The organism is Microbispora oryzae (assembly GCF_017896165.1).
In the GTDB taxonomy this organism is placed as follows: domain Bacteria; phylum Actinomycetota; class Actinomycetes; order Streptosporangiales; family Streptosporangiaceae; genus Microbispora; species Microbispora oryzae.
Genome location: NZ_JAFCNB010000001.1, coordinates 305,020 through 327,151 on the forward strand (window position 1 = coordinate 305,020; position 22,132 = coordinate 327,151).

The following is a 22,132-nucleotide window of genomic DNA, read 5'->3' on the forward strand; positions in this document are numbered from 1 at the left end:
TCATCCGGCCGCTCCGCCGGCTGTTTGTGCGGCTGCTTGTGCGGCTGTCTCATCGGCTGTTTCACCGGCCGCATCATCGATGCCCGTCGCGGCCCGGAGCCGTTCACGGAAGGGGCCGGCGACCTCGTAGGTGACACCGGCCTCGACCGGTCCGGCGCCGCCGCGCCGGACCGGGACGCGCGGGGACGTGGGCCTGCGGCAGGAGAAGTACAGGCGGGTGCCGTCGGGAGAGAACGCCAGGCCGCTGATCCGGGCGTCCTCCATCCCACCGGCCGGGCCGTCGACGCGGAGGAACGGCTCGGCCGCGCCGCCGGGAACGACGACCGTGATCTCCGTCACGCCCGGGTCGCCGGCCAGGAACAGCCCCTCCTGACCGCCCGGGCGGCCGGTGCTCTCCCCCGGCCCGGCCGCCACCCGGACCCTCTCGTGCCGCGTGTCGTACGCCCAGACCCGGCCGTCCCCCCGCGTGACGATGTGGCAGACGCCGCCGGAGTAGTGGCACGCCTCTCCGCGGTCGAACCTGCGCGCCCCCTTGACCTGGTCGCGGAGCGGCCGGGCCGGGGCGGCGGGGCTGGGGACGCGCGCCCAGTCGACCTCCTCGGCGCCGGGCTCCCCCACCATGACCTCCAGCACGCCCGTCGTCAGGTCACCCCAGTCGTCGGGACGGAACCGGTACAGGCAGCCGTCGGGTTCCGCCTCCGTCAGGTAGAAGACCTCGCGGTCCGGGTCGCCGACGATCCCGTGATGCCGGAACAGTCCCATGCCGAGCCGCGGCATCGGCGCCCGCGTTCCGTACGGGTCGCACTCGAAGACCTGCCCGACGGCCGTCTGCTCGCACGACAGCCACGTGTGCCAGGGCGTCGCCGTTCCGGAGCGGTTGAGATCGGTGCCGGACAGGATGCGGTACGCGTCCCGGAGCCCGCCGTCCGAGGCGAACCGCAGCGCCGTCACGCCGCCGAGCAGCGCGACGCCGGAGTTGGACACGTAGATCCAGCCCTCGTCCTCCGGGAAGCAGGCTCCGTCGCCGGGCGACGCGTGCCAGGTCACCCCTCCGGTGCGCTCTCCCGACCGGGCCACCACCCTGCTGGTGAACCCCTCGGGCACCGCCACTCCGTCCGCGCCCCGGCGAAGGGCGAACACGGAGCGCCACAGCGAGCCCGAGAGCGCGTGGAGCGCGCCGGACCGGACAAACGTTCCCCGCAACGTTGACCACCTCCACGGCCTGCCCCGGCCGACGTCGTCGCGTCTCTCCGCGCGCCCAGTCGACAGGGGATGTGTTAACGGCCGGGGAAGCGGCACGGCTCCGCCCGGCGAACTTTCGCGGACCACGGCATGACGTCGAGGCAATGACGAGATAATCGTTGACACTGTCATCGTGACAGTGTCATTGTGGAGGCATGAGCGAGACGTGGACGATCAGCGAGCTGGCGGAGCGGGCGGCGAGCCTGCTCGGTCCCGAGTCGCACGTCAACGGCCGCGTCCGCGAGGTGCCCAACGAGCGGCTCATCCGCTGGTACACGACGATCGGCCTGCTCGACCCGCCGCTCACCCGCCGGGGCCGGGTGGCCATCTACGGGCGGCGCCACCTGCTCCAGTTGCTCGCCGTCAAACGGCGGCAGGCGGAGGGGCAGTCGATCGCGGCGATCCAGGTGGAGCTCGCCGGCGCCCCCGACAGCGTCCTCGAACGGCTGGCCGGGCGGGTCTACGGCATCACCGGCCCCACATCCGCTTCGCCGGGTGCGGCGGAGCCCGCCGCCTCCCCCGCGCCCGGCCGCTTCTGGACCCGCGCGCCGGTCCCGGCAGCCCCGGAGGCGGATCCCCCGGCCGCCGCCTCGACGGCTCCCGCTGCGGCTACAGCGGCCGGCGACGTCCGTCCACCGGCGCACGACGTGGTGACGGGAGTGCGGCTCGCCCCCGGCGTCACGGTGCTGCTCGACGCGGCCGGACGCGCCCCCACCCATGACGATGTCGCCGTGCTTCGCGCGGCGGCCGAGCCGCTCCTGGCCACGCTCGCGGCCCTCGGCCTGGCCGAGGGTTCCGACCGCTCCGAAGGGATGACGCCATGACCGTTCCCATCACGCCGCTGCGCCCCGAGGAGTACCGTCCCGCGCCCGAAGCGGGATTCGGCACGCTGGAGACCGACAAGGGCAACCTGCCCCTGCGGAGCCTCGGCGTCACCGCCGGGATCACCGGGTTGGTGGCCGGGGTCGACGTGGTCCAGGGCTTCGGCAATCCCTTCGACGTGCCGCTTGAGGCGACCTACGTCTTTCCGCTGCCGCCCCGGGCCGCGGTCACCGCGTTCCTGATGGAGGCGGACGACCGGGTCGTCGAGGGCGTGCTGAAGGAGCGGGGCCGGGCCCGCGCCGACTACGACCAGGCCCTCGCCGAGGGCAGGCGGGCCGCCATCGCCGAGGAGGACCGTCCCGACGTCTTCACCATCCGCGTCGGCAACATCCTCCCCGGCGAGGAGGTCACCGTCCGGCTCTCCCTGACCCAGCCGCTCCCCTGGGAGGACGGCGCGGCGGAGTTCCGGTTCCCCCTCGTCGTCGCGCCGAGGTACATCCCGGGCGTGCCCCTGCCCGGCCCGTCGTCGGGCGACGGCACCGCCCCGGACACCGACGCGGTGCCGGACGCCTCACGGATCAGCCCGCCGGTCCTGCTGCCGGGATTCCCCAATCCCGTACGGCTGTCGCTGACGGCCGACGTCGACCCGGCGGGACTCGACCTGCGCGAGATCCGATCCAGCCTGCACGAGGTCGTCCGCGAGGGGAACACCATCAGCCTGCGGCCCGGCGAGCGTCTCGACAGGGACTTCGTCCTGCGACTGGCGATGAGCGCCTCCAGTTCGCTCACCCTGGTGCCCGACACCGCGGCCGGGAAGCCGGCCGCCTCCGCCGACACCGCTCGTGACACCGCTCGTGACACCGCTCGTGACACCCCTCATGACGCCGCCGGCGGCGCCGTCGGGGAGGGGACCTTCGCGCTGACGGTGCTGCCCCCGGACGGGTCAGGGGACAGGTCCGCCCCACGCGACGTCGTGCTCGTCCTCGATCGCTCGGGGAGCATGGCCGGATGGAAGATGGTGGCGGCCCGGCGGGCGGCGGCCCGGATCGTCGACACGCTCGGCGGCGGTGACCGCTTCGCCGTGCTGTCGTTCGACTCCGTGGTGGAGCGCGCGTTCACCGGCGGGCTCGTCGAGGCGAGCGACCGCCACCGTTACCGCGCCGTGGAACATCTCGCCAGGCTGGAGGCCCGCGGCGGCACCGAGATGCTCGCGCCGCTGGAGGAGGCCCTCCGGCTGCTCACCGAGGACGCGCCCGGTACCCGGCCCAACGACGCGTCCGGCGCGTCCGGCGCCACCGGCGGCTCCGCTCCCACCGGGGCGGGCGCGCGTGACCGCGTGCTCGTCCTGGTCACCGACGGTCAGGTGGGAAACGAGGATCAGATCCTGGAGCGGACACACGCGCGGCTGGGCGGGATCCGGGTGCACACCGTGGGCATCGACCGCGCGGTCAACGCCGGGTTCCTCGGGCGGCTGGCGGTGCTGGGCGCGGGCCGGTGCGAGCTGGTCGAGTCGGAGGACCGGCTCGACGAGGCGCTGGAGCACATCCACCGCAGGATCGGCTCGCCGCTCGTGACCGATCTGCGTGTCGTCCCGGACGGGCTGGAGATAGTGCCCGGCAGCCTCACGCACGTCGGCTCGCTCTTCCCCGGCGTTCCCCTGACCGTCCGGGGCCGCTACAGCGGACCAGCGGGGGCGCTCACCGTCGCCGGGCGCACCGCCGACGGAGGGCCCTGGGAGGTCCGGTTGGACGGCCACCCAGGCGAGGGCCGCGCCGTGCGCGCGATGTGGGCGCGCGACCACCTGCGCGGGCTGGAGGACCGATACGCGGCGGGCGACCGCTCGCTGGAGGAACGGATCGTGCGGACCTCGATCCGCTTCGGCGTGCTGTGCCGGTTCACCGCCTTCGTCGCGGTCGACACCCGTGTGGCGGCCGACGGCGCCCCACGGCACCACGTCATCCAGCCCGTCGAGCCGCCGAGTGGCTGGGAGCTGCCGGCTCCCGTGCCCATGACCGTCGCGGGAGCTCCGATGATGGCCATGCCGGCCTCCTTCGCCCCGCCGCCGGCGCCGGGAGGGGCGGTCGCCGCCACCCGCGGCTCGTCGCCGGACGCCGCCCTGGGCACGCCCGGGGGGCTCATGCCGGGGCCCGTCCCCCCGGCCGCTCCGAAGCGCCGCGCCGCCCGGGGGTTCTCGGCAGGAGTGCCGTCGATGCCGGGCGAGCGTGTGGCGATCACGGGTTTCGACGGCGTCCTCCCGCTGCTACGCGAGGAGCTGACCCGGCTGCGGGCGGCGGAGTCGCTGCCGGAGCGGGATCGGCGGCGCCACCTGGCCGACCTGGCCAGCCGCCTGCGGGTCTTCGTCGTGATGCTGGGCGACCACCCGGGGCTCGCCGCCCTGGCCGCCGACCTGGAGAAGGCCGAAGACGCCGGCACGTCGCTGGGCGACCTGTGGCGGCGCACCGTCGAGCTGCTGGAGGGCCTGACGGGCGGCGGGGGCGCGGGGGGAGGTTCCGGCGGACCCGGCGACCGGGCCGCGGGGGAGGTTCCGGCGGGTCCTCCGGCGGGGCAACCCGGTGGGGCCTCCTCCGAGGCGGGGACGCCGAAGCGCAGGGCCTTCTGGAAGCGTTCCTGAGCGGCCGGGCCGGGTTTGGTCCGGCCCGGCCCGGCGGACGTCAGGTCGTGTGCCGCCCGGGGACGGGCGGGCCGGCCTCAGTCCGGTTCTGGTAGGCGGATGACATCGGAGGGCGGGGTGGGAACGGGACGCCGAGGCTCCCGTACCCCTCCCGTGTCGGGCCGGTCGTCGCGTCCACCTGCGGGGACGCGAGAACGACGGTGCAGCAGTCGGTCGATGAGCCGTTTGAGCCCCATACGTGCCGAACGCATAGTGTTGCGGGGTGAGTTCCCTTGTTCTCGACGGCGGTCTCTCGACCCATCTGGAGGCCCTCGGCTGCGATCTCGACGACGAACTGTGGTCGGCGAAGCTGCTGGTGGAGAATCCCGGCGTCATCCGGCGGGCCCATCTCGACTATTTCGCGGCGGGGGCCGACGTGGCCACCACGGCGAGCTATCAGGCGAGCATCCCCGGATTCGCCCGCCGCGGTCTGTCGCCCGCCGAGGCACGCGACCTCATCCGCTCGTCGGTGACGCTGGCCCTGCAGGCGAGGGACGAGGCGGGACACGGACTGGTCGCGGCGAGCGTGGGACCCTACGGGGCCTACCTCGCGAACGGCGCCGAATACACCGGCGACTACGACCTCGACGAGGACGGCCTGGTCCGCTGGCACCGCGAGCGCTTCGAGGTCCTCGCCGAGTCCGGAGCCGACCTGCTGGCCTGTGAGACCATCCCCTCGGTCGTGGAGGCCCGCGCGCTGGCCACACTGCTGCGCGAGTCGCCCGGGACGAGGGCGTGGGTGAGCTTCTCCTGCCGGGACGCGGAGCACGTGAGCGACGGCACCCCGTTCACCGAGTGCGCCGCTGTCTTCTCCGGGCTGCCGCAGGTGACGGCGGTGGGGGTCAACTGCACCGCGCCCCGCTTCGTCCCCGGCCTCATCGCGCGCGGCGCGACCGTGGTCTACCCCAACTCGGGCGAGACGTGGGACGCCGGGAACCGCCGATGGCTCGGCCTGGCCGACCCGGTGGAGTACGGCCAGGCGGCCGCCGGGTGGCACGCGCTGGGCGCCGAGTACATCGGTGGCTGCTGCCGGACCACGCCCGACCACATCCGGCAGGTGCGGGCGCACCTGGACGAGAGCGGGGACGGACACGCCGTCCCCGCTCGGGAGATGCGGGGAGCCTGATCGGCCGGCGGAGTCAGCCGGCCATCGCTCCCGGTTCGGACGTGCGGGTGCCCAGCGGGATCTCCTTGAGGAAGCACGCGACCACCAGCGCCAGCAGCACGAACGGCAGGCTCGCGAGGAACACGTCGTCGATGGCGCTGGTGAAGGCCGTCAGCACGTGCTCCTTGACCGGCGGAGGCAGTTGCTGGATGGCCTGGACGTTGTTGGCGTCCACCTTGCCCGACGGGGCCTTCCCGGCGAACTCCACGGCCAGGTAGTGGGAGAGCCGGCTGGTCAGGACGGCGCCCATCACGGCCGTGCCGATGGCGGCGCCCATCATGCGGAAGAACGTCGCCGAGCTCGTGGCCGTGCCCATGTCGGCGCGGCCCACCGCGTTCTGGATTGCCGTGACGACCGTCTGCATGGTGAAGCCCAGCCCCGCGCCGAACAGGTACGCGTAGACCGCGACCTGCCAGTAGGGCGTGTCCACCCTGATCGTGGACAGCAGCCACAGACCGCCGGCCAGAACGACGGACCCGAGGATCGGATAGACCTTGTACCGGCCGGTCCGGGTCATCAGCTGGCCCGAGGTGATGGACGTGGAGAAGATGCCGAGGACGGCGGGGAGCAGCGCCAGGCCGGAGACCGTCGGCGACATCCCCTGCACGGCCTGGAGGTAGACCGGCAGGAAGATCATGCCGCCGAACATGGCGATGCCGGCCAGGAAGTTGAAGGCGTTGCCGACGCTGAAGATCGAGTTACGGAACAGCCGCATCGGCAGGATGGGCTCGGCCGCGCGCAGCTCCACGAGCACGAACAGGGCCGCCAGCGCCACGAAACCGGCCACCAGAGCCAGCGCCCCCGGCGCGGTCCAGCCGAGGTCGTCGCCCGCCCAGTCGAGATAGAGGAGCAGGCACGTCACACCGGCGACGATCAGACCGGCTCCGAGGTAGTCGATGCTGTGCTGCCGCCGGGCCACCGGGATGCGCAGCGCGACGGACGTCACCACGAGCGAGACCAGCCCGATGGGCAGGTTGATCCAGAAGATCCACCGCCAGCCGGGCCCGTCGGTGAAGAACCCGCCGAGCAGCGGCCCGGCCACGCTGGAAGTGCCCCAGACGGCGCCGAAGTAGCCCATGTAACGGCCCCGCTCACGGGGCGGGATCACGTCGCCGATGATGCTGAAGGCCAGCGCCATGAGGCCGCCGCCGCCGAGGCCCTGGACGGCCCGGAACACGATGAGCTGGCCGATGTTCTGGCTCAGACCGGCCAGTGCGCTGCCGATCAGGAAGATCCCGATGGCGGTCTGGAAGATCGTGCGCCGGCCGTACAGGTCGGAGATCTTGCCCCACAGCGGGGTCGCGGCCGTCGAGGTGAGCAGGTAGGCCGTGACCACCCAGGAGAGCTTGTCGAGGCCGCCGAGGTCGCTCACGATCCGCGGCAGGGCGGTGCCGACGATGCTCTGGTCGAGGGCGGCCAGGAGCATGCCCGCGGCGACCCCGCCGAGCACGATCAGGATCTGACGATGCGGCAGGTAGTCCGTCTGCTCCGCCTGACTCTCGGTGCGAACGCTCATGCCCGGCCACCGGATGACCGCTTGGTGATGGCGCGCCCGCTTCGTACGTTCCGCTCGATCATGTGCCTTCCGTTCTGGGTGCGTACGACCAACTCAGCAACGCTACCCCCCACGGCCGACAGTTTTCCCGAGCCGTCAGGCTTTCTCCCTCGCCGCCCGCGCGAGCTCGACCTTCGCGGTCGCGGCGTACTTGTCGACGTACTCCTGCCCGGAGAGCTCCATCAGCGCGTACATGATTTCGTCGGTGACCGCGCGCAGCACGAGGCGGTCGTTCTCCATGCCGTAGAAGCGGGAGAAGTCGAGCGGCTTGCCGTACCGGACGCCGGGACGGATGCCGAACCTGGGGAACGGGCGGCCCGGGGGCATCATCTCGAAGGTGTTGACCATCGCCCACGGGATCACCGGCGCGCGGGACTCCAGGGCGAGCCGCGCCACACCGGTCTTGCCCTTGTAAAGCCGCCCGTCGGGCGACCGGGTGCCCTCGGGGTAGATGCCGAGGACCCTGTTCTCGCGCAGGACCCGCAGGCCGGTCCGGAGCGCCGCCTCACTGGCCTTCCCGCCGGAACGGTCGATCGGGACGGTGCCCACGCCGGAGAAGAACGCCCGGCTGAACAGGCCCTTGAGGCCGTTGCCGGTGAAGTACTCCGCCTTGCCCAGCGAGATGACCTTGCGGGGCAGGGGCAGCGCCCCGAAGAAGTGGTCGGCGAACGACAGGTGGTTACCGGCCAGGATGACCGGCCCCTCCTTCGGCACGTTGTCCACGCCTTCGGCCCACGGGCGGAACACGAAGTGGAGGAACGGCCAGAGGATGGCCTTCACCACCCAGTAGAACACTCGGGCACCCCCTCCTATGAACGTGAAGTCATCTTCCCACGCGCGGCCCTCTCGCACTAACGACGACTTACGTGCGAGTATCGGGCGGAATAAGCCGGTCGCTCGTGCCGTGTGACGCGGAGGTTCTCATGCCAGTACTGCCGGGCGCGGAACCGTACCACCATGATGGCGGGCCGATAGGCGCCCTGCTCTGCCACGGATTCACCGGCTCGCCGCAGTCGCTGCGCCCCTGGGCGGAGCATCTCGCGGACGCCGGTCTGACCGTGTCGCTCCCCCGGCTGCCCGGCCACGGCACGAGCTGGCAGGAGCTGAACCGCACCCGCTGGGAGGACTGGTACGCCGAGCTCGACAAGGCGTTCGCCGACCTGCGGGGGCGGTGCTCGGAGGTGTTCGTCATGGGCCTGTCGCTGGGCGGCTGCATGGCCCTGCGCCTCGCCGAGGTGCACGGAGAGGCCGTCCGGGGGGCCGTCGTGGTCAACCCGTCGGTGGTCAACGACACGCCGCTGCTGCGGCTCGCGCCCGTGCTCAAGCTGGTGATGCCGTCGGCCGCCGGGCTCGCCGGCGACATCAAGAAGGCGGGCGCCGCCGAGCTGGGGTACACCCGCACCCCGGTGCGAGCGGCGGCGACGCTGCCGCGGCTGTGGAAGCTCGTCCAGGCGGACATCGGCCGGATCCGCCGGCCCGTGCTCGTCTTCCACAGCAGGGACGACCACGTGGTGAAACCGGCCGGCGTGGCGTTCCTGAAGGCCAGGATGGGCGGCAATCTGGAGGTGAGGGAGCTGGACGACAGCTATCACGTGGCGACGCTCGACAACGACGCGCCCCGGATTTTCGACGGGAGCCTGGACTTCGTCCGCTCGCACGCCTCTGTACCCTTGACGAAGGACTCGTGAGCTGGGATCGACGTGACGCCGCAGAGTGACGAGGACGAGGTCTGGCGCCAGATCGTCGCCTCGTACAACGACAGTGCCGGGGACGCCTCGGCCGTACAGCCATGGCCTGATCGGGAGAACATCCCGCAGGACGACGCCGAGGAGAGCCCGGACGCCGGGCCGTCCGCCGAACCGGAGGACGACCAGCCGGCCGGGGAGACCAGGGCGTCCAGCGAAGACGAGGATCACTACATCCCGCCCCCGCCTCCCCCGCTGCCCAAGGGCGACGCCCTCAGCAAGATCTCGTGGGGCGCGCTCTTCGGGGGGCCCGCCTACCTGTTACTCGCCACTCCGCTCGGCCTGCCCATGGACCCGTGGATCGTGTTCACGGCCGTCGCGGCGTTCATCGGCGGGTTCATCACGCTCGTCGTCCGCATGGGAGACGGGCCGCCCCCGGACTCCGGCTGGGACGACGGCGCGGTCCTCTAGCCGCCGCCGTCCTCCGACCGTTGACCGCCGCCTCCTCCGGAAGGCCGCGGTCACTCGTCCCGCGTGGCCGGGCCGACCCGCTCGACCAGGTCGCTGTAGTGGTCCGCGTCGTCGAGGACGTGGCCGACCGCGATGGTGTGACCGGCGACATGGGCGACCGCCTGGAGCCGCACGGTGCGGTCCTTTGACGGCACCTGCCCGCGCAGCGTGGCCCAGCGCGACCCGTCGTAGCGGAGCACGAAGCCGCGCGCGGCGTGCGCCGGGTCGTAGCCGGAGATCCAGAAGGTGCCCGCGCCATCGCCGGTGACGCCGTACAGCTCGGCGTGCCGCTCCGGCGGGTCCTCGCGTGTCCACCGCCTGCCGTTCCAGGTGAGGACCAGCGGCATGATCGAACCGTCCGCGTCGTAGACGCCGCCGATGGCGATCGCCCCCTTGCGCCCCTCGGCGTAGACGTCCCGCAGGAAGCCCCGGTCGATCTCGGGGACGTCCCACTCCTTCCAGCCGTCCGCGGTGAGCCGCATCACGAGGGGCCGGGTGCCGGTGTCGCCGACCGCCCAGCCGTCGGACCTGCCGGCGAGCGCCACCCCGTAGAGAGAGCCTTCCGGACCGCCGTCCGTCGTCCAGGCCGCGCCCTTGGCCGAACCGCCGCTCGCGGCCATGAAGGCCCTGCCGTCGCGGGTGCCGACCGCGACGACGCGGCTCGCCGACGCGGCCACCCCGCCGAGCCAGTCGCCGGGGCGCAGCTGGGGCACCCCCACGCGGGTGAGCCCGTCCTTCGAGCCCCGCGCCACGTACGGCAGGCCGTCGTGGCCGTCGCCGACCGCCCAGATCTCCCCGCTGGACACGGCCGCCACCGAGCGCAGGTGACCTGCGCCCGTCGAATCGCCGCGGAGGGGCACCTCCACCCATGAGACGCCGTCCCAGTGAGTGACGACGCCGCGGTTGCGCCAGAAGTCCCAGGCGCTCTGCTGGCCCACCGCCCACACGTCGGAGGGCGACAGGCCCGCGACGTCGGACAGCGAGCCGTCGGGCTGCAGACGTCCGGTCGGCCCGCTCTCGGCGACCTCGCCGTCCGCCAGGACGGAGGTGGTCTCGGAGAGCGCGGCCGCGGACGGGCCGCGCCCGGACGTCTGGTCGCGATCCGGCGACGGGCTCGATTTCACGGATGCGCGGGCCGGGACAACGTGCGCGTGCGCCACCGATGTGGCGCGGAGGAAATGGGCGGCCAGCAGGCCGACGACGAGCACGCACAACGGCACCGCACGCCGTACCAGGCGGCGGGTCATGGAACAGATCGTAGGGGCACCGGCCCTGCGCCTGTCCCGGAAGGCGGGAATTCCGGTCCAAAGCGATGCGCTGCCGTGACCGGAAATCACCCCTCGGAACGGTCCGTAACCGGGGTCAGCGCGGGCGGAGATCCGCGATCACGGGCAGGTGGTCACTCGCAGCGGCGAGGTCGGCGGCCGGTACGCCGGCGACCCCGCCGCAGGACAGCACCTCCAGGCCGGGCCCGGCGAAGACGCCGTCGATCCGCATCGAGGGGCGGGCCGCCGGGAAGGTCCGCCCGTCGCCCCGGGGCGCGACGGCGAAGCAGTCGGCCCACCTCCGGGCGAGATAGCGCCAGGCCGGCCCGTCCGGCTCCTCGTTGACGTCTGCGGCGAGCACCGGCGCGGCGCCGAACACCCGGGCCGTCCCGTCCAGGACGGCCACCACCTCGGTGGCGTGCCGCAGCCGGGCCCCCGCCACGAGGTCGAGGTGCGCGCAGCACACGGCGTACCGCGCGCCCTCCTTCTCCACGACGGCGACGGCCGCGGCCCGCCATTCGAGGCCCGCGTAGCGGCGCAGCGGGTGACCGCTCCCGTGCAGGACCCGTACGGCGGGGCCGGCGAACACCGCCACCCCTCCCGCGCGTCCTCCGGCCGCGACCGTCATCCCCGCCCGGTGGGCGAGGCGCCGCCGCCTGGCCCGCCAGGACGCGAAACGGGGCGCCTCCTGGACGCAGAGCACGTCTGGCCGGGCCGCCGCGACGACCCGGATCAGGGCCGCCCGGTCGTCCCTCAGCCCGCGTACGTTGTAGCTCGCGACCCTGAGCACCGTGTGCGCGCCGTGCCGGGTCAGCGGATCCTGGCGAGGTCGGCCGCGCCCGCCACCCCGGCGGCGGCGCCGAGCTCGGCGACCCGGATGTCGGCGAGCGGGCGGTGCCCGCGGCCGGTCAGCCGCGCGGCGAACTCGGCGCGCACGGTGTCCACGAACAGGTCGGCCGCGCGGGAGACGCCTCCCCCGATGATGAAGCGGCCGGGGTCGAGCACCGCGGCCATGTCGGCGAGGCCCTGGGCGATCCACCCGCCCAGCGACGCGAACGCCGCGAGGGAGGCCCGATCGCCCAGCCGGGCCGCCTCGGTGACGTGCTCCCCCCTGACGCCCTCGATCGAGCCGCCCAGCCGGAGCAGGTGGGGCGCCGTCGACGGGTCGGCCTCGGCGTACTCCACGGCGTCCATCAGCAGGGCGCTGCCGCTCGCGTACCGCTCCCAGCAGCCACGGTTGCCGCAGCCGCACGGCCGCCCGCCCGGCACCGCCTGCATGTGCCCGAACTCGGCGCCCATGCCCCAGCGGCCCCGGTAGAGGGCGCCGTCGAGCACGATGCCGGCGCCGATCCCGGTGCCCACGGTCACGCACACCACGTGGCTCTCGCCGCGGCCCGCGCCGAAGCGGTACTCGCCCCAGGCCATCGCGTTCGCGTCGTTCTCGACGACCACCGGCAGGCCGACGAGGTCGGCCACCTTCTCCCGCAGCGGCTCCTCCCGCCAGGCGAGGTTGGGCGCGAAGCGGACGACGGACCGCGTCTCGTCGATGAAACCGGCCGCGCCGATGCCGACCGCCTCGACGTCGTGGCGCGCGGCCAGCTCCTGGACGGCCTCGGCGATCGTGACCGCGATCTTCTCCGGGCTGGTGGCGGGGCTGTTGCGCACGCCGCTCTCGAGGATCCGTCCCTCCTCGTCCACGACGCCCGATGCGATCTTGGTACCGCCCACGTCCACGCCGATGGTCAGTGCCATGCCGTCTCCCTCTCACCCACGTCCGCCCGGTCCGGTTCGCCTTCGCACGCGGCGTGCGCGGCGAGCCCGCGCCGAATTGAAGCGGATCTACGGCGGATGAGGCAACGACAGGGAACGATCCTCGGGGAAATTGGGAGGATCATCCCAAATCAATGTGCTCCACGCGCGAGCCGCCGGGCCGGTCCGAGCCGCCCTGCCCCGCCTCCCGGCCGTGACCCGATCCCTGACCCGGGCCCTGAGCCGAGCTGTGGGCCGGCGGGCGCTGCAGGGCGTCGACCGCCTGCCGGAACGCCGCGAACAGCTCGCCGCCGGCCGCGAACAGGTGATCGGCGACGTCGCCGCCGGACTCCCGGCGCGCGGCGATCACCCGGCACACCGGGCAGGCCCGGCAGATGTACCCGTCGTCGTGGCCCTCCGCGACCGCCTCGCTCCAGACGTCGCCGCCCCGGCCGCGTCCGCCGCCGCCGGCACCGCTGCCGCCGAACACCGCGCCGATGCCGCTCACGCCACCCTTGACCAGGCCCTTGCCGATCTCCCGGCCGACCCGCTGCTGAACGGCGTCGAACAGCTTCATGGCCTCCTCCGCGGCGGACCCGAGCGGATCCTGGCGGCGGTCCTGCCGGCGGTCCTCGTGGCGCGGTCCGCTCTCACCGCGGTCGCCGCTTCCGTTCGTCGAGCCGGATTCCGTTGGTTCGGTCATTTCGCCCCTCCTGCCTCGAACCGTACCCGCAGGCGGCCGTCGCGGAGCGCCGCGGAGGCGATCCTCCTGCGGGCGAGCCCGGCGGGCAGGGCGATCACCCGGCGGTAGGGGCCCGCGGTGACGATGATCTCGTCGCCCTTGCGGGCCAGGTCGAGCGTCTCCCGGTCGGCGAGCGGCAGGGCGAGGGTCACCTCGTCGGCCGTGAACCGCAGCGGTGGCGGCGCGGCGGGCGGGGCGAAGGGGTCGTCCGTCCCGGCGTACAGCGCCTCGGCCACCTCGGCGAGCGCGCCGGGCCCGACGGGCTCGGCCCGCAGGTACGGAACGGTGAGGACGGGCAGCGGCGCGAACGACTCCTCAACCTCGTCCAGCTGCCTGGCCTGGGCCTCGACCCAGCGCCGCCGCCACTCGTCGGCCCCGCCGGCGGGGAAGACCCGGTTGGCGACGACGGCGTCGACGCGGTAGCCGTAGAGGCTGAGCGAGGTGAGGGTGCGGCGGGCCTCGGCCACCACGACGGCCTCGGGGGTGAGCACGAGCCGCACCGACGCGGACTCGCCCGCGAGCAGCTCGCGGACGTCCATCAGGGCCCGGTGGAGCCGCTCGCCCGCCGAGATGACGCCGGTCTCGGGCGCGCTGACCTTCGCGACGTGCCGGATGACCGGCGAGAGCGCCCCGAGCAGCCGCCGGCCGACCGGCAGCAGGCGGCTGACGTGCCAGTCCAGCGCCTCGGGGAGGGCGAGCAGCCGCAGGGTCTCGGCCGTCGGCGCGCAGTCGACCACGATCACGTCCCACCGGCCGCCGCGGGCCTGCTCCCGCAGTTCGAGGAGGGCGATGACCTCCTCGGCGCCGGGCAGCACGGTGACCTCCTCGGCGGTGATCTCGTCGAGGCCGAGCTCGCCGAGCAGGCCGCGCACGTAGTCGCGCAGCTCGCCCCAGTGCCGTTCGAGCGACCGTTGCGTGTCGACCTGCTGAAGGTGCAGGCCGGGCGCCGCCTCGACCGGCTCGGGCGAGGGCGTCACGCCGAGGGCGTCGGCCAGGGAGTGGGCCGTGTCGGTGGAGACGACGAGGGTCTTCAACCCGCGGCGGGCGGCCAGGGTCGCTGTCGCGGCCGCGACCGTGGTCTTGCCGACCCCGCCCTTCCCGGTGAAGAGGACGACCCTCATAGGCTCTCGACGCGCCGCTTGAGTCCCTTCAGAGCGGTGTCGACGATGACCTTCTCGGCCTTGCGCCTGATCATGCCGATCATCGGGACCTTCAGGTCGACCGCGAGGTCGTAGGTCACCTCGGTCCCGCCGCCCGCGGGCCGAAGCCGGTAACTGCCGGTGAGGCTCGACACCATCCGCCCGGCGTCGGCGATCCTCCAGCTCACCTCGTCGTCGCCCGCCCAGGCGTAGCTCAGGACGTACTCGTCGCTGATCACGCCGGCGTCGAGGACGAACCTGACCAGGCCGGGACGGCCGTCGCCGTCGGTCTCCAGGACCTCCGCCGCCTTCACCTGCCCCGCCCATTCCGGATAGGACGGGAAGTCGGCGATGACGGCCATGATTGTCGACCGGTCGGCGCCGATCGTGATGCTCGACGAGGTGCGATCAGCCATGGGCCAACCGTACTTCACCATTCCAGCGCGAACGGCGTGCCGCGGCCGCGGAAGTGGCCGACGTTGACGCACTCGGTACGGCCGATGCGGGTCCTGCGGACGAGGGGCTGGTGCACGTGGCCGAACAGCGCGAACCGCGGCTGGGTGCGCCTGATCGCCTCCAGCGTGGCCTCGCTCCCCCGCTCGAACCGCCGGGCCACCACGTCGTACAGCAGCTCGGGGACGGCGGGCGGGATGTGGCAGCACAGCACGTCGACGGCGCCGACCGCCTCCACCTTGCGGGCGAACTCCTCGTCGTCGAGCTCGTTGGGAGTGCGGTAGCGGGTGCGCAGCCCGCCGCCCACGAAGCCGAAGGTCAGGCCGCCGATCTCCACGACCGCGCCGTCGAGCACCCGATGGCCGGGCCGCACGTAGTCCTCCCACAGCCGGGGCAGGTCCACGTTGCCGTAGGTGAGGTAGGCGGGGGCCGGCATGGCCGCGAAGATCTGCTCGTACTGCCGGCGGACCGCGGCCTCGATGTGCTCACCCGGGTCGCCGCCGAGCTCCGCCCACAGCCGCCCCGACATGGCGCGCGCCTCGTCGAACCGCCCGGCGGTGCGCAGGCCGACCAGCTCCGTCGCCCTGGCCGCGCCGAAGAGCTCGGGAAAGATCCCCTGCGAGTGGTCGGCGTAGTCGACGAACAGCAACAGGTCTCCGAGACACACGAGGGCGTCGGCCCCGTCGGCCGCGCGGGCCAGCGCGTCCGCCCGGCCGTGGACGTCGCTGACGACGTGGATTCGCATGCCGACATCGTAGTGCCGGACGATCGACGTAGCCGAGCAACTGCTTGCTCACGGCACAGGTGTCGGGACGCCTCCGGCAGGGGACACTGGTAGCGTGCGGGCGAGCCGTAAAACGCCCGGGCGCTGGATCTACCGGTGCGTAACATGACGCGGTAGCGTCCGTGAAACACGTAGTGTGATGCCCGTTTCAAGCGCTCCGGCTCCCCGCTCCGGAGGCCTCAGGAGCGTTCACGAAGGAGTGACCGTGCGCGAGTTCAGCGTCCCCGTGCTGGTTGACGTCCCCCCCTCCGCCAACTGCGCCGACGTGGTCTTCCAGCGAGGCCTGGACGAGCCCGCCGCGGTGGTCGTGCGCCGGAAGGCGGCCGAGGCCCCCGACGCGCCCTGGGAGCCGGTCACCGCCGCGCGGTTCCGCGACGACGTGGCCGCCGTGGCCAAGGGCCTCGTCGCCGCGGGGATCGAGCCGGGCGACCGCGTCGCCCTGATGTCGCGCACGCGCTACGAGTGGACGGTGGTCGACTACGCGATCTGGGCGGCCGGCGCGGTCGGGGTGCCGATCTACGAGACCTCCTCCGCGGACCAGGTCAAGTGGATCATCACCGACAGCGGCGCCAAGGCGGCCGTCGTCGAGCTCCCCTCCCACGAGGAGACGGTGCGGGAGGCCGTACCCGAGCTCGGCCTGCTGTGGCCGATCGAGCGCGGCGGCCTCGACGAGCTGCGCCGGCTCGGCGCGGACGTGACCGGCGACACCCTGGCCGAGCGCCGGGCGAGCCGGGGCGGCCGCGACCTCGCGACGATCATCTACACCTCGGGCACCACCGGCATGCCCAAGGGCTGCCGGCTCACCCACGACAATCTGCTGTTCACCGCGCGCAACGTCTACATGGGCCCGCTGGCGTCTCTGTTCGAGGTGGACGACCGGGCGGCGCTGCTCTTCCTGCCGCTCGCGCACAGCCTGGCGCGGCTCATCGAGATCGTGCTGGTCGAGACCGGCACGGTGATCGCGCACACCCCGAACATGAAGAACGTCGCGCCCGACCTGCAGGCGTTCAAGCCGACGTTCCTGCTCGGCGTGCCGCGCGTCTTCGAGAAGGTGTACAACTCGGCGGAGCAGAAGGCCACGGCCGAGGGCAAGGGCAAGATCTTCCACACCGCCGTCGCCACGGCGATCGCGTGGAGCAGGGCGGAGAGCGCGGGCGGCGCCGGTCTCGGCCTCCGGATCAAGCACGCGGTCTTCGACCGGCTCGTGTACGGCAAGCTGCGCGCGGCCACGGGCGGCTCGCTGCGGGCGGCGGTCTCGGGCGGCTCCGCGCTGGGCGAGCGGCTCGGCCACTTCTTCCGGGGGGTCGGGATCGAGGTGTTCGAGGGCTGGGGGCTCACCGAGACCAGCGCGCCCTCCACCGTCAACATCCCCGGCGCGAACAAGGTCGGCACGGTCGGCAAGCCGTTCCCCGGCGTGAGCCTCCGGATCGCCGACGACGGCGAGATCCTGGTGAAGGGCCGCCACGTCTTCGACGGCTACTGGAACAACGAGCGCGCCACCAAGGAGGCGATCGACCCCGAGGGCTGGTTCCACACCGGCGACGTGGGCCGTCTCGACGACGACGGCTACCTGCTGATCACCGGCCGCAAGAAGGAGATCCTCGTCACCGCCGGCGGCAAGAACGTCGCGCCCGCGCCGCTGGAGGACGCCATCCGGGCCCACCGGTTGATCAGCCAGGTCATGGTAGTGGGCGACGACCGGCCGTTCGTCGGGGCGCTGGTCACCCTCGACCCCGAGGCCCTCGATCACTGGAAGCGCGACAACGGCAGGGCCGACGTCACGGTCACCGACCCGGCCCTGATGGCCGAGGTGCAGAGCGCCGTCGACGTGGCCAACCGCATGGTCTCCAAGCCCGAGCAGATCAAGAAGTTCGTCATCCTGGAGACCGACCTGACCGAGGAGAGCGGCCACCTCACCCCCTCGCTGAAGGTGAAGCGCAACCTGGTCATGCGCGACTTCGCCAAGCAGATCGACGAGCTCTACGGCGGCTGACGGCGTCCCCCCGCGCCGCCCGCCTCCGCGCCGGTGAGCAGCTCGCCGAACCGGTCGGACACCAGCTCCCAGCGCCACTCCTCCTCGATCCAGGCGCGCCCCCGCTCCCCCATCGCGCGGGCGCGCCCGGGATCGGACAGCAGACCGGCGACCGCGTCCGCCACCGCGGCGGTCGAGGTGCCGTCGACCACCAGCCCCGTCTCGCCCTCCCGTACGGCGTCGCCGGCGCCGCCGGAGGCTCCGGCGACCACGGGCAGCCCGGTGGCGGAGGCTTCGAGGTAGACGATGCCCAGCCCTTCGGCGTCGAGACCGCCGAGCCTGCTGCGGCACGGCATCGCGAAGACGTCGCCCGCGTCGTAGTAGGCGGGCAGGCGGGCCCACGGCACCGACCCGGTGATGACCACGGAGTCGCGCAGCCGGCGCGCGGCGGCCGTCCGTTCCAGCGCCCGCCGCTCCGGCCCGCCGCCAACCAGCAGGAGCACCGCGTCCGGCACCCGGCGCAGCACCAGCGGCCAGGCGCGCAGCAGCGCGTCCTGGCCCTTGCGCGGGACCAGGCGGGAGACGCAGACGGCCACCGGACGCGTGCCGAGCCCGAGGGACGCCCGCACCGCGTCACCGCCCGCGCCGCGGCGGAACGCCGCGGTGTCGACACCGGGCGCGAGCCGTACCAGCTTGCCCGGTGGGATCAGCGGGGCCAGGCTGCGGTAGGTGTAGTCGCCGAGGTAGGTGACGACGTCGGCGCCCTCGCCGATACGCCGCAGCAGCCGCCGGGCGCCGGGAAGCCGCGCCCAGGACGCCTCGTGCCCGTGGGTCAGCATCACCACCCGGGCCGCCCCGGCCCTCCGCAGCGCGGGAGCGAGCAGGCCGAGCGGCGCCGCCGCGCCGAACACCACCGCGCCGCCGTCCTCCACCAGCGACGCGGCGGTCCTCTCCACCGACCGCGTCGGCAGCATGAGCGAGGACGGGTGCCTGACCACCTCGTACGGCTGCCGCGCGTCGAACTCGTCGCACCCCTTCCAGCGGGGCGCGTACACGACGACCGAGCCGGGCGGGCGGCGCGCGGCCAGGCCGTGCACGAACGCCTGGATGCCTCCCGGGCGGGGCGGGAAGTCGTTCGTGACGATCAGCGTCCTGGTCCCCATGCTCGTCCCCTGTCGTCCGCGCCGGCCGCGCGCCCGTCATGCGCCCTTGCCGCGTGTCCGCCCGTGCCCCGTCATGTGCACCGTCATGTGCCCCGTCACGCGCCCCGTCGCGCGCTCGCCGCACATTGTCGCAGGGGCGGACGCGGCGCGGGTCGTGGCGCGGGTGGCGGCGATCAGCCGGGCGGCACGGGGACCTCCTCGCGGACGTACCGGCGCCACTCGTCGGTGAGCGCGGCCGGCGTCAGGGCCAGGGTGGAGCGCAGGGCGGCCGTGATCCCCTCGCGGAGCGCAGCGCGGTAGAGGGCGACGAGGGCGTGCTCGCCGTACCGTTCCGCGATGTGGCGGCAGGCGAGCCAGGCCGCCTCGTACGCCTCGGCGGGATGAGCCGCGAAGTCCGCCCGGCCGGGCAGCTCGCCGGGGAACGCGGAGCCGCCCGGAGCCGAGCCCCGCACCAGCGCGCCGAGCTCGGCGGCAATGACGGGCACCGGCAGCCCGCTGCCGAGATAGCCCACGTAGTCGGCGAACCCCTCCACGAGCCACGGCGGCATGCCGGGGCGGACCGCCGCCCCGGTCGCCAGGTGGGTGAGCTCGTGGGTGACGACGACGCGGCGGCCGGTCTCCGACAGACGGGCGAAGCCGGACGGCGCGACGATCACATGGTCGGCCGCGGCGAAGGCGGCGAACCCCTCCACCGGGGCGGGCGCGGCCAGTTCCGCGGCCTGATCGTCGGTCGCGGGCACCAGGATCACGGCGTCGACCGGCCGGCCCCAGACCCGCGCGATCGTCCGGCTCGCGCCGTCGGCCAGCCGGGCGAGGTCCGCGGCGAGGGCCCGGGACCCGCCGACCACGATGACGTTCCGTCCTCTGGCGAGCGGCGCCTGGCCCCACATCCCGGGGTGCTGCCGGACGACGGCCCGCGCGGACGCCAGCAGCCGGTCGGCGGGGGCGGCGGCGGTGGGCGCGGCGAGCAGGACGGCGGCCACCGCGACGCGGACGGCCGCCCGGGCGCCCGTCCCGCTCCGCCGCCGGCCGCCTGGACGCATGGCGAGCATCGTAGAACAGCCCGGACAGCCCGGGGGCCCCGCTCCGGACCTCGTCCGGAACGGGGCCCCCGGCCCGGCGATCTCAGGCGCCGGGACGGACCGCGCCCGCGAAGGTGCGCCGGCGGTAGGTGTCGAGCTTGTCGATCCTGACCCGCGCGCCCGAATGCGGCGCGTGGATCATCCTGCCGTGCCCGACGTACATGCCCACGTGCCCGCCGCCGCTGGTGAAGATCAGGTCACCGACCTGGAAGTGTCCCCAGGCGACCTTCTTCCTGACGGCGCCGCGCATGGACCACGTCGTGCGCGGCAGCCGCACGCCCGCCTTCCGCCAGGCGTACTGGATCAGGCCCGAGCAGTCGAACGCCCGCGGGCCGGTGGCTCCCCAGCGGTACGGGGCGCCGATGCGGCTCTCGGCCGTGTGCACCGCGCGCCGGGCCCTGCTCCGCTGCAGAGCGGCCCGGCTCAGTTTCACCTTCTTGGTCTTCCGCGTCTTCCGCGTGGGGGCGGCCTTCGTCCGGGGGACCCCGGCCACGGCGGGCGTCGCGGCGGAGGTGAGGGTCGTGGTCGCGTCCGAAGCCGTGTCCTGAGCCGCCTTCGTGACCGTGATCGTCACCGAATCGGCCGCCGCAGGCGGGGCGCCGGCGGCCCCCACGGCCGCCGTCAGCGCGACGCCGCCAAGGGTGATTCGGGCAATACGGGACAGACTAGAGGGGTTGGTAGACAGGATCTCTCCTAGGATCTTCCGCTCGCGCCTACCGGGTTAGCTGACGGGTTCGGGCGGGGAAGTCGCCCTACGGCGCGCTCTGGCGCCGATTCACCCCGGGGCCTTCGCGTGAAGGCCGGCTGGGTCCCCGGCTCCGTGCCTCCTGACTGCACGGACTCGGCAGATCACCGCTCGCCCAGGGGTCCCGTTTCCGGGGGGAATGGATGACGGCGGCGGTGACGGTGGAGCGCCGCGGGTCGCCGGCTCACGGCCGGACGCTCACGGCGGCGACGGGGGTGCCCCGCCGCGGCCCAGAAGCTACCCAGGCGTCGCGGCGTTCGGCAAAGCCCGCGGCGCCGGTAAAGATCCAGTAACGGAGATCGCGGAGAGAAACCCGCAGGACACTTACGTCACGTTCCAATAATTGTGACACTCGACACATTCCCGAGATCAGACCCTGAATGTCACAACAAATGCCGCATTCGCATCACGCGCCAGCGGCCGGTCAGGGACGGACGGCACCGATGGCGTGATACTCCGAAAGTGAGACAATCTTCACAACATCCCCGGTCTGGGGCGCGTGGACGACCTTGCCGTTGCCGGCGTAGATGCCGACGTGGCCGAACCCCGCGTGGAAGAGCAGGTCGCCCGGCTCAAGAGCGGACAGCGACACCCGCCGGCTGGAACCCCAGGCCCACTGCTCGTAGCTCGTGCGCGGCAGGCTCACCCCGCCGGCCGCCCAGGACGCCTGGACCAGTCCGGAGCAGTCCCACGAGCCCGGCCCGGTTCCTCCGTACCGGTACGGCTTGCCCACCTGCTTGTAGGCGAACTGGAGAGCCGAGAGCGCGTTACCCGACGCGGAGCCCCGGTAGACGACGCCGGCACTGTTGGGATCGCCCGCGTTGTAGACGTTCAGCTTGCGGAGCAGCTTGGTCTGCTCGTCGACCATCCGGTCGACCTTCTCCTTCTCGCCGGCCAGCTCGGTCCGCACCTTCGCGGCCTCGTCGAAGAGCGACTTCTTCTCGTCGCGGCGCTGCTTGAGCCCCTTGATGGCGTCCTCGTACGACTGGAGCTGGGAGGCGCGCTCCTGGGAGAGCTGGTCGAGCGCCGCGAGGCCGCTCAGCATGGCGTCCGGGTCGGGGGTGTAGACCACGCCGCCCCAGCCGCCGATGTCACCGACCTGGTACGCGTCGACGGCCATTGAGACGAGCTGCTGCCGCAGGTCCTCGACGCGCCCGGACTGCTTCTTGTAGTCCTCGTTGACCCCGGCGTACTGCTTGCGGGCCTTCTTCCACTTCTCGTTGGCCGCGTTGTATCGATCCACGAGCTGGTCGGCCTGGGTGTTCAGCTTGTCCAGCTTCGCCTTCACCTGCGCCGGCGTGGGCTTGGGAGCCGCCTGTGCGCTCGTTCCCGGCAGCAGAAGAACCGCCGCGGCCAGGCCGGCCGCCACCGGAAGTCGCCCTCGCACT

General features: G+C 73.3%; 20 protein-coding genes and 1 riboswitch. Of the genes, 6 read left to right on the forward strand and 14 right to left on the reverse strand.

The window, feature by feature from the left end; translation table 11 throughout:
* Positions 1-1,203: an alkaline phosphatase PhoX gene (locus JOL79_RS01375; protein ID WP_230984006.1), complete on the reverse strand. Its 1,203-nt coding sequence runs from the start codon at positions 1,201-1,203 to the stop codon at positions 1-3.
* A gap of 194 nt (positions 1,204-1,397) precedes the next feature.
* On the opposite strand from JOL79_RS01375, the gene JOL79_RS01380 reads away from it, so the two are divergent.
* From JOL79_RS01380 to mmuM, 3 genes are all read left to right on the forward strand, one after another.
* Positions 1,398-2,066, forward strand: a complete 669-nt coding sequence (locus tag JOL79_RS01380) for a MerR family transcriptional regulator (protein WP_210153743.1) — start codon at positions 1,398-1,400, stop codon at positions 2,064-2,066.
* Positions 2,063-4,696 (forward strand): VIT domain-containing protein, encoded by a 2,634-nt coding sequence (locus JOL79_RS01385; protein ID WP_210153744.1) that lies wholly within the window; start codon positions 2,063-2,065, stop codon positions 4,694-4,696. The genes JOL79_RS01380 and JOL79_RS01385 overlap by 4 nt, the downstream gene beginning before the upstream one ends.
* A gap of 262 nt (positions 4,697-4,958) precedes the next feature.
* On the forward strand, positions 4,959-5,861 hold the full coding sequence (gene mmuM / locus JOL79_RS01390; protein ID WP_210153745.1) for a homocysteine S-methyltransferase: 903 nt from the start codon (positions 4,959-4,961) through the stop codon (positions 5,859-5,861).
* Positions 5,862-5,874: 13 nt separating this feature from the next.
* Here the strand turns inward: mmuM and JOL79_RS01395 are convergent, their stop codons facing one another.
* Together JOL79_RS01395 and JOL79_RS01400 are read right to left on the reverse strand one after the other, a co-directional pair.
* Complete coding sequence (locus JOL79_RS01395) at positions 5,875-7,416, reverse strand: MDR family MFS transporter (RefSeq protein WP_210153746.1); 1,542 nt, start codon at positions 7,414-7,416, stop codon at positions 5,875-5,877.
* A 135-nt stretch (positions 7,417-7,551) separates the two neighbouring features.
* Complete coding sequence (locus JOL79_RS01400) at positions 7,552-8,250, reverse strand: lysophospholipid acyltransferase family protein (RefSeq protein WP_210153747.1); 699 nt, start codon at positions 8,248-8,250, stop codon at positions 7,552-7,554.
* Between the two features lie 128 nt (positions 8,251-8,378).
* Here JOL79_RS01400 and JOL79_RS01405 point away from each other — a divergent pair, with 128 nt between their 5' ends.
* Positions 8,379-9,143 (forward strand): alpha/beta hydrolase, encoded by a 765-nt coding sequence (locus tag JOL79_RS01405; protein ID WP_210153748.1) that lies wholly within the window; start codon positions 8,379-8,381, stop codon positions 9,141-9,143.
* A 12-nt stretch (positions 9,144-9,155) separates the two neighbouring features.
* Positions 9,156-9,611 carry a hypothetical protein gene (locus JOL79_RS01410; RefSeq protein ID WP_210153749.1) on the forward strand — a complete coding sequence of 152 codons (456 nt, stop codon included), beginning with the start codon at positions 9,156-9,158 and terminating at the stop codon, positions 9,609-9,611.
* 50 nt (positions 9,612-9,661) lie between these two features.
* Here the strand turns inward: JOL79_RS01410 and JOL79_RS01415 are convergent, their stop codons facing one another.
* The 7 genes from JOL79_RS01415 to JOL79_RS01445 all read right to left on the reverse strand — a co-directional run bounded on the left by JOL79_RS01415 (position 9,662) and on the right by JOL79_RS01445 (position 15,743).
* On the reverse strand, positions 9,662-10,897 hold the full coding sequence (locus JOL79_RS01415) for a hypothetical protein (protein WP_210153750.1): 1,236 nt from the start codon (positions 10,895-10,897) through the stop codon (positions 9,662-9,664).
* 115 nt (positions 10,898-11,012) lie between these two features.
* Positions 11,013-11,705: an endonuclease/exonuclease/phosphatase family protein gene (locus tag JOL79_RS01420; RefSeq protein WP_210153751.1), complete on the reverse strand. Its 693-nt coding sequence runs from the start codon at positions 11,703-11,705 to the stop codon at positions 11,013-11,015.
* 20 nt (positions 11,706-11,725) lie between these two features.
* Positions 11,726-12,667 carry an ROK family glucokinase gene (locus tag JOL79_RS01425; protein ID WP_210153752.1) on the reverse strand — a complete coding sequence of 314 codons (942 nt, stop codon included), beginning with the start codon at positions 12,665-12,667 and terminating at the stop codon, positions 11,726-11,728.
* A gap of 139 nt (positions 12,668-12,806) precedes the next feature.
* Entirely contained in the window at positions 12,807-13,367 is a 561-nt protein-coding gene (locus JOL79_RS01430; RefSeq protein ID WP_210153753.1) for a DUF5304 family protein, read from the reverse strand.
* On the reverse strand, positions 13,364-14,527 hold the full coding sequence (locus JOL79_RS01435) for an ArsA family ATPase (protein ID WP_210153754.1): 1,164 nt from the start codon (positions 14,525-14,527) through the stop codon (positions 13,364-13,366). Before JOL79_RS01435 ends, JOL79_RS01430 begins: the two co-directional genes overlap by 4 nt.
* Positions 14,524-14,961 carry an SRPBCC family protein gene (locus JOL79_RS01440; protein ID WP_210153755.1) on the reverse strand — a complete coding sequence of 146 codons (438 nt, stop codon included), beginning with the start codon at positions 14,959-14,961 and terminating at the stop codon, positions 14,524-14,526. Before JOL79_RS01440 ends, JOL79_RS01435 begins: the two co-directional genes overlap by 4 nt.
* 14 nt (positions 14,962-14,975) lie before the next feature.
* Complete coding sequence (locus JOL79_RS01445) at positions 14,976-15,743, reverse strand: metallophosphoesterase family protein (protein ID WP_210153756.1); 768 nt, start codon at positions 15,741-15,743, stop codon at positions 14,976-14,978.
* 244 nt (positions 15,744-15,987) lie between these two features.
* Between JOL79_RS01445 and JOL79_RS01450 the strand changes: the two genes are divergently transcribed.
* Positions 15,988-17,775 carry an AMP-dependent synthetase/ligase gene (locus JOL79_RS01450; RefSeq protein WP_210153757.1) on the forward strand — a complete coding sequence of 596 codons (1,788 nt, stop codon included), beginning with the start codon at positions 15,988-15,990 and terminating at the stop codon, positions 17,773-17,775.
* On the opposite strand, the gene JOL79_RS01455 is transcribed toward JOL79_RS01450, so the two are convergent.
* The 4 genes from JOL79_RS01455 to JOL79_RS01470 form a co-directional block, all read right to left on the reverse strand.
* The gene (locus tag JOL79_RS01455; protein ID WP_210153758.1) at positions 17,763-18,917 is read right to left on the reverse strand and encodes a glycosyltransferase family 4 protein; all 1,155 of its coding nucleotides are present in this window, start codon (positions 18,915-18,917) and stop codon (positions 17,763-17,765) included. The two genes, JOL79_RS01450 and JOL79_RS01455, sit on opposite strands and share 13 nt — an antisense overlap.
* Positions 18,918-19,090: 173 nt before the next feature.
* The gene (locus tag JOL79_RS01460; RefSeq protein ID WP_210153759.1) at positions 19,091-19,960 is read right to left on the reverse strand and encodes a hypothetical protein; all 870 of its coding nucleotides are present in this window, start codon (positions 19,958-19,960) and stop codon (positions 19,091-19,093) included.
* Between the two features lie 82 nt (positions 19,961-20,042).
* The gene (locus JOL79_RS33625) at positions 20,043-20,573 is read right to left on the reverse strand and encodes a C40 family peptidase (protein ID WP_307848235.1); all 531 of its coding nucleotides are present in this window, start codon (positions 20,571-20,573) and stop codon (positions 20,043-20,045) included.
* Between the two features lie 121 nt (positions 20,574-20,694).
* Positions 20,695-20,856, reverse strand: a riboswitch (cyclic di-AMP (ydaO/yuaA leader).
* Between the two features lie 312 nt (positions 20,857-21,168).
* Positions 21,169-22,131, reverse strand: a complete 963-nt coding sequence (locus JOL79_RS01470) for a C40 family peptidase (protein WP_210153760.1) — start codon at positions 22,129-22,131, stop codon at positions 21,169-21,171.
* Position 22,132: the final 1 nt, after the last annotated feature.

What these genes read in the sequence shown, in the direction of transcription:
- JOL79_RS01445 (WP_210153756.1), bottom strand. Translation starts at nt 15,743, where the DNA reads ATGCGAATCCACGTCGTCAGCGACGTCCACGGCCGGGCGGACGCGCTG.
- JOL79_RS01415 (WP_210153750.1), bottom strand. Translation starts at nt 10,897, where the DNA reads ATGACCCGCCGCCTGGTACGGCGTGCGGTGCCGTTGTGCGTGCTCGTC.
- JOL79_RS01425 (WP_210153752.1), bottom strand. Translation starts at nt 12,667, where the DNA reads ATGGCACTGACCATCGGCGTGGACGTGGGCGGTACCAAGATCGCATCG.
- JOL79_RS01460 (WP_210153759.1), bottom strand. Translation starts at nt 19,960, where the DNA reads ATGCGTCCAGGCGGCCGGCGGCGGAGCGGGACGGGCGCCCGGGCGGCC.
- JOL79_RS01405 (WP_210153748.1), top strand. Translation starts at nt 8,379, where the DNA reads ATGCCAGTACTGCCGGGCGCGGAACCGTACCACCATGATGGCGGGCCG.
- JOL79_RS01435 (WP_210153754.1), bottom strand. Translation starts at nt 14,527, where the DNA reads ATGAGGGTCGTCCTCTTCACCGGGAAGGGCGGGGTCGGCAAGACCACG.
- JOL79_RS01430 (WP_210153753.1), bottom strand. Translation starts at nt 13,367, where the DNA reads ATGACCGAACCAACGGAATCCGGCTCGACGAACGGAAGCGGCGACCGC.
- JOL79_RS01385 (WP_210153744.1), top strand. Translation starts at nt 2,063, where the DNA reads ATGACCGTTCCCATCACGCCGCTGCGCCCCGAGGAGTACCGTCCCGCG.
- JOL79_RS01380 (WP_210153743.1), top strand. Translation starts at nt 1,398, where the DNA reads ATGAGCGAGACGTGGACGATCAGCGAGCTGGCGGAGCGGGCGGCGAGC.
- JOL79_RS01455 (WP_210153758.1), bottom strand. Translation starts at nt 18,917, where the DNA reads ATGGGGACCAGGACGCTGATCGTCACGAACGACTTCCCGCCCCGCCCG.
- JOL79_RS01440 (WP_210153755.1), bottom strand. Translation starts at nt 14,961, where the DNA reads ATGGCTGATCGCACCTCGTCGAGCATCACGATCGGCGCCGACCGGTCG.
- JOL79_RS01395 (WP_210153746.1), bottom strand. Translation starts at nt 7,416, where the DNA reads ATGAGCGTTCGCACCGAGAGTCAGGCGGAGCAGACGGACTACCTGCCG.